Consider the following 227-nt stretch of genomic DNA (forward strand, 5'->3'; position numbering starts at 1 on the left):
ACGCAGTTGTTTCTCGGTTTAATTATCTTAATAATTAAAGGAAAATAATTGATAATATCTAGTTTTCAAAGAACAAGTTTGAGGGTAGACCCCTCAAAACTGACCATTGTTTCAACAAAGTATGTGTAGCCTCCGTATATTCCTTAGAAAGGAGGTGATCCAGCCGCAGGTTCTCCTACGGCTACCTTGTTACGACTTCACCCTAATCATCTGTCCCACCTTAGACG

The 227-nt window shown here is 39.6% G+C and carries 1 rRNA gene; it reads right to left on the bottom strand.

The features are described from left to right. Nucleotides 1-147: 147 nt before the first annotated feature. A 16S ribosomal RNA gene (locus tag HF569_RS12800) occupies nucleotides 148-227 on the bottom strand; the annotation flags it as partial.

Source organism: Levilactobacillus tujiorum (assembly GCF_012641185.1).
Lineage (GTDB): Bacteria > Bacillota > Bacilli > Lactobacillales > Lactobacillaceae > Levilactobacillus > Levilactobacillus tujiorum.